Consider the following 5,467-nt stretch of genomic DNA (forward strand, 5'->3'; position numbering starts at 1 on the left):
ACAAACTAAAATATCTGGTTGAATGCCAATGGATCTGAGTTCTTTAACTGAATGCTGTGTTGGCTTAGTTTTCATCTCACCCGCAGAAGCAATCCACGGTACTAGCGTTACGTGCATATACAGCACATTCTGCCTTCCTACCTCTTTGCGGAACTGGCGAATTGCTTCCAAAAATGGTAGTGATTCAATATCTCCCACCGTACCGCCGATTTCTGTAATTACTACAGATGGATTTGTACTTTTAGCCACTCGCAAAATCCGCTCTTTGATTTCATTAGTAATATGAGGAATAACCTGTACTGTGCCACCATTGTAGTCTCCGCGCCGCTCTTTATTGATAACTGCCTGGTAAATCGAGCCAGTAGTTACACAATTCAACCGCGACATTGAGGTATCAGTGAAGCGTTCGTAATGCCCCAAGTCCAAATCTGTCTCCGCACCATCCTGGGTAACGAATACTTCCCCATGCTGAAAGGGACTCATTGTGCCAGGATCGATATTGATATAAGGGTCGAGTTTGAGAATCGATACGGAATATTCGCGCGACTTGAGCAAACGCCCTAGACTTGCTGCTACAATGCCCTTACCAATACTGGAAACTACGCCCCCAGTTACAAAAATAAACTTAGTCATACTAGTTTGAATTTTTAACAACTTCTAAAAATACATCCGTCATTGTGCCACAGTTGTTGTGGTGTAATGTTCTGCCATTGAGCTTGTGAAAAACCTTTTAGGATTAGTAATATTAGGCTGTATTGTCACCTCCTCCGTAGCATTGGCAGAGCCATCTCTTATAGTCGTTTTTCCCCAAACAAGCTACCAGACGAGTTCCCAAAAAATCTTCTTTCTGGGGACTGCACCACCAGATGGTCAGGTTTTGATCAATAGTAAGCCAATTACCCGCAGCAAAGCAGGTCATTTTTCCCCTAGTTTCCCCTTGCAGTTGGGGGAGAATCTTTTTACTGTGCGTCACGACAATCAAGAACTCCAGATTAAAGTGACAAGGCTTACCACTGATCCTGAGCTACCACAGGGGTTAGCCTTTGCTAAAGATTCCCTGACTCCCGCAGCTGACATTGCCAGACTACCGGGAGAGCTAATTTGTTTTAGCGCCATCGCACCCCCTAACGCTAGCGTATCTGTCAAGTTAGCTAATCAAACTATTGCCCTTTCACCCCAACCTCAACAGGCACAACTACCAAGTAATTTGGCAGCTCTGACAGGGCAAAATCAGCCTTATGCCCAGTCTAGCGTAGGCAATTATCAAGGCTGCACCACAGTAGCAACAGCCGCCGATCTGGGACAACCTCAGTTTCAACTGACGCTCAATGGCAAGACGATAACTCAACCAGGGACTGGTAAAATTCAAATCCTCTCAAGAGCAGAGTTGCCAGTTTCTGAGGTAACGGCAGACGCAGGTGTTGCGCGTACTGGCCCAAGCACCGATTATTCTCGACTTACACCACTGCCCAAAGGCACACGCGCAACAGTAACAGGTAGGGAAGGTGAATGGTTGCGTCTAGACTATGGCGCTTGGATTAATAGTAAAGAAACCCGCATTCTTCCTGGTGCAGTTCCGCCACAGACAATAATTCGCAGTGTCGGATACCGTCAACTCCCTGGTGCGACAGAGATAGTTTTCCCCTTACAAGTTCCCGTACCTGTAAGCGTGCAACAAAGTGAGGGTGCTTTCGCTCTCACTCTCTACAATACCACTGCCCAAACGGACATTATTCGCCTGGATGATGACCCCCTAATTTATCGCCTAGATTGGCAACAAGAGGCTCCAGAACAAGTAAAATACACCTTTAACCTCAAAAAAGCTCAACAGTGGGGATATAAGCTGAGATACGACGGTACAACCCTGGTTTTAGCTTTGCGTCATCCGCCGAAAATTGGTAACACAAGACGCAAGCCTTTAGCTAATTTCAAGATTGTACTAGATCCAGGGCATGGAGGTAAAGAAACTGGTGCCAGTGGCCCAACTGGATATTTAGAAAAAGATTTGAATTTGGTGGTATCCAAGTTGCTGCAAGATGAGTTGGTGAAGCGAGGAGCAACGGTGGTGATGACACGGGAGGATGATAAGGAGGTTTCGCTAGTAGAACGTCAGGCAATTATCAGTCAAGAAGAACCTGCGATCGCCCTTTCCATACATCACAATTCCCTACCCGATAATGGCGATGCCGAAAAAACCAAGGGATTCGGCACTTTTTGGTATCATCCCCAAGCGCACAATCTCGCAATATTTTTACAAAACTATGTAGTCAAAAAACTTGACAGACCTTATTATGGTGTGTTTTGGAACAACCTAGCGCTGACACGTCCGGCTGCTGCGCCATCAGTGTTGCTGGAATTAGGTTTTATGAGTAATCCCGATGAATTTGAGCAGATAGTGAACCCAGAGGAACAGAAGAAAACGGCTTATGCGATCGCTCAGGGGATTACTGAGTGGTTTAGGAGTGTGAGATAAATTTAGAGGTACAACACTAGTTCCTAATTGTATTTGGTGGAGTGCGATAGGTGATGATTACTAAAGAAGAAATTACTATCAAAGTTCCCTCTGAGGTAGCAGAGGCATACCGTAATGCCACTGAAGAAGAACGGGAACAATTGCAACTTAAGATTGCGGCAATTATGCAGTCTCAATTTACAACTCCGAGACTTGAGTCCATTGCACGTTTGAGAAACACGATGGATAAAGCTAGTCTTGAGGTACAAGAGCGAGGATTAACGCCTGAAATCTTAAAATCGATTTTGAATGATGACAAATAATCGACGGTTCGTTTTTGATACTAATGTGCTAATTAGTGCATTTTTGTTTAGTCAAAGCAAGCCGCGTCAGGCATTAGATCAAGCTCAGGATATTGGCGTTATCCTATTATCAAATTCTGTCTTATCGGAGTTAGAAGAGGTTTTATATCGTCCCAAATTTGATAGGTATCTCACTAAAGAAAGGCGGCAAGAATTTCTAGAAAACTTAACAGAAAACTGTCAATTTATTGACGTGACTGAGCAGATTAATGAATGCCGAGACCTAAAAGATAACAAATATTTGGAATTAGCACTCAGTGGTCAAGCAGAGTGTATTGTTACCGGAGATGATGATTTGCTAGTGCTAAACCCCTGGAGGGACATTGAGATTCTGAATGTTCAAGAATTTTTAGCAAGCAAATAAGTAGCAATTACGCTACATCCGACAAACACGACGCACAAAAATCTTGTGTTATGGGAAAGGGCGGCGCGTAGTTTACCGCCGTAGGCATCGCATGAAATTATCGTGTGATTTTTCCATACTTATTGTACTTGGTGGAGTGCGATCACTATTTTTTAGCTAATTCCTGCTCAATGTTGTAATAAGTTTTTGTTCAAGCTTTTTGATTTTTATAGTGTACGACCATTTCTTAGCTTATGTGTTGTTACAGTGTTGACACGAGCAGGTTCAAGTCAACTCTATGAAGCCAATTCGGTTTACCAAACACGCTTTATCGCAATGCATAGAGCGAGGTACAAATGAGCTAGAAGTAACTGAAGCAATTCTTAATGGCAATCAAAAGCCAGCCAAACAAGGCAGACTTGAATATCGTTACGACTTTCAGTTTAATAGAGAATGGCAAGGGCGCTCCTATGCTATTAAACGAGTTTCGCCAATCATTGCCGAAAGCGAGACAGAGATTGTAGTGATTACTGTGTATACATTTTATTTTTGAGGAAAGTGACGCTATGAAAATTAGTTATGACCAGGAAACTGACTCCCTTTATATTCGCCTAGTCGATGGATATCATGAATGTCGTACTTTCCGCTTAAACGATGAAATAGCACTAAATATTGGTGCGGGTGAAGTTTTAGTTGGTGTAGAAATTCTTGATGCAAAAGAGGTTATTGGATCGGGTCAGTTGCCAGAAGTTGTTTTAGAAAATATACCATTTCAGGTTGTATCAACGGCAGCTTGAAGCCATAGAAAGTCTAGTTCTGAAACATTAATTGCTCTGCTAAATTTGCGATCGCCTATCTCTAATCGTAGTAGGGTGGAATGGGTTATGCTCTGGATTTGGCACTGTATCAATCGAGTAAAATGAAAGCTCAGTCGTTCCCGCGAGGTCTCCCATGACTATCCTTGACCGCCGCCGTCAACTTCAACAACAGATTGCTCAACTTCCAGATGACCAACTGACTCAGGTTGAGCAATATATAGCATTTCTTGTTTTTCAGAAAACAGTTCCATCTCAATCAGAAGTGACCAAATCACCTTCCACTGGAGCTTCGATTCTGGTATCTTTAGAGCAAGCACACACTCCGCCCGATTCTCCTCTGGAGGATGAGACCCTAGCACAACCACCTGAAGATTTTGCTGCTAAGATCGCTGAAATTAAACAACGTGGCGATCGTTCTCAATCTGTGATCCGACGAGGTTCTACAGGTCAAGACTTGCTCAAATTTGCTGGTACTTGGCATGGAGACGACCTAGAGGAGTGCCTAGCATTTCTTGATGCAACCCGCTCAAAAGCGAAGTTTTAAGCCAATCATTTATGTATTTGCTGGATACCAATCACTGTAGTTATCTTATTAACAACAATCCTCAAGTTGTCGCAACTGCTCAAAGCTATGCTCAAGATCCTTTTGGGATTAGCATCATTAGCTATGGTGAGTTACTCTACATGACGGAAAAATCAGAGCATCAAGAGATGAACTTACAAGTGGTTCAAGCATTCCTGACAGAGATTGATATCTATCTGATCAACAAAGAAATAGCAGAGATATACAGTCAACTGAAGAACCGCATTTTTCGTCAATTTGCCCCAAAAGAAAAAAACAAACGCCGCAGTACCCGCATTCAGGATCTCGGTTTTGATGATAACGATCTATGGATCGCCACAACAGCAATTTATCATAATATTACTCTCGTATCTGCTGCCTGAAAAAAATCGCTCTCTAATCAATCCCTGAAATTCAGATGAAGTTGTGAATATCTCAAGTAGGGTAAAATTAGATAATGTATAAATTCAAAAATGCTTATCTAAACCAGCTTGTTTCAATACTCCATTTGCAGTATGACGTGATTTTATTTTACTATCAACTACAAAGTTATTATCTGTAATTGGGCTATACCAAATTTCATGATCTCCTTTCCCTTGCCTTTTAAAATAACATCCGGCTTCTGTTAAAAGCTTTTTAACTTCAGGAGTAAAGGAAACACTCATTAGCCAGCCACTTTGATTGATTCATGACGATGGGTTGTTAAGTATAAATCAATGTAATCTTTGTTGCCAGATTCAACTCTATTTAATTCAATAAGTTCTGGAATCATAGCTTTGAGTTTTGCTGTTAACACCTCAATAGTAGAACCTTCTGTAACCAACCCAGGTAGATTATCACCAAACACCTCTCGCCGTGGAAGCCCCTGCTTTCAAGCATGGGGGCAAGGCGTAGGCGATTTTAATCGCCGTCAAAAAATCGCATAGGAAT

General features: G+C 42.4%; 10 protein-coding genes. 7 read left to right on the forward strand and 3 right to left on the reverse strand.

The window, feature by feature from the left end; genetic code table 11:
* Positions 1-633, reverse strand: a 633-nt coding sequence (locus LC574_RS24315; RefSeq protein WP_229456120.1) for a CTP synthase, incomplete at its 3' end; no start/stop codon positions are given.
* Positions 634-718: 85 nt separating this feature from the next.
* On the opposite strand from LC574_RS24315, the gene LC574_RS24320 reads away from it, so the two are divergent.
* From LC574_RS24320 to LC574_RS24350, 7 genes are all read left to right on the forward strand, one after another.
* Complete coding sequence (locus LC574_RS24320) at positions 719-2,473, forward strand: N-acetylmuramoyl-L-alanine amidase (protein WP_229456121.1); 1,755 nt, start codon at positions 719-721, stop codon at positions 2,471-2,473.
* Between the two features lie 53 nt (positions 2,474-2,526).
* Positions 2,527-2,775, forward strand: a complete 249-nt coding sequence (locus LC574_RS24325) for a hypothetical protein (RefSeq protein ID WP_229456122.1) — start codon at positions 2,527-2,529, stop codon at positions 2,773-2,775.
* The gene (locus LC574_RS24330; RefSeq protein WP_229456123.1) at positions 2,762-3,178 is read left to right on the forward strand and encodes a putative toxin-antitoxin system toxin component, PIN family; all 417 of its coding nucleotides are present in this window, start codon (positions 2,762-2,764) and stop codon (positions 3,176-3,178) included. The genes LC574_RS24325 and LC574_RS24330 overlap by 14 nt, the downstream gene beginning before the upstream one ends.
* 277 nt (positions 3,179-3,455) lie before the next feature.
* Complete coding sequence (locus LC574_RS24335; protein ID WP_229456124.1) at positions 3,456-3,710, forward strand: DUF4258 domain-containing protein; 255 nt, start codon at positions 3,456-3,458, stop codon at positions 3,708-3,710.
* 13 nt (positions 3,711-3,723) lie between these two features.
* A complete protein-coding gene (locus LC574_RS24340; RefSeq protein WP_229456125.1) occupies positions 3,724-3,954 on the forward strand; it encodes a DUF2283 domain-containing protein in 231 nt (76 codons plus the stop codon).
* Between the two features lie 154 nt (positions 3,955-4,108).
* Entirely contained in the window at positions 4,109-4,519 is a 411-nt protein-coding gene (locus tag LC574_RS24345) for a hypothetical protein (protein WP_229456126.1), read from the forward strand.
* Positions 4,520-4,530: 11 nt separating this feature from the next.
* Complete coding sequence (locus LC574_RS24350) at positions 4,531-4,920, forward strand: type II toxin-antitoxin system VapC family toxin (protein ID WP_229456127.1); 390 nt, start codon at positions 4,531-4,533, stop codon at positions 4,918-4,920.
* Positions 4,921-5,004: 84 nt separating this feature from the next.
* Here LC574_RS24350 and LC574_RS24355 read toward each other — a convergent pair whose 3' ends face one another.
* Both LC574_RS24355 and LC574_RS24360 read right to left on the reverse strand, forming a co-directional pair.
* Entirely contained in the window at positions 5,005-5,202 is a 198-nt protein-coding gene (locus LC574_RS24355; protein WP_229456128.1) for a type II toxin-antitoxin system HicA family toxin, read from the reverse strand.
* Complete coding sequence (locus tag LC574_RS24360; protein ID WP_229456129.1) at positions 5,202-5,384, reverse strand: DUF1902 domain-containing protein; 183 nt, start codon at positions 5,382-5,384, stop codon at positions 5,202-5,204. The genes LC574_RS24355 and LC574_RS24360 overlap by 1 nt, the downstream gene beginning before the upstream one ends.
* Between the last annotated feature and the right edge of the window lie 83 nt (positions 5,385-5,467).

The organism is Nostoc sp. CHAB 5715, assembly GCF_020829685.1.
Taxonomy (GTDB): domain Bacteria; phylum Cyanobacteriota; class Cyanobacteriia; order Cyanobacteriales; family Nostocaceae; genus Nostoc.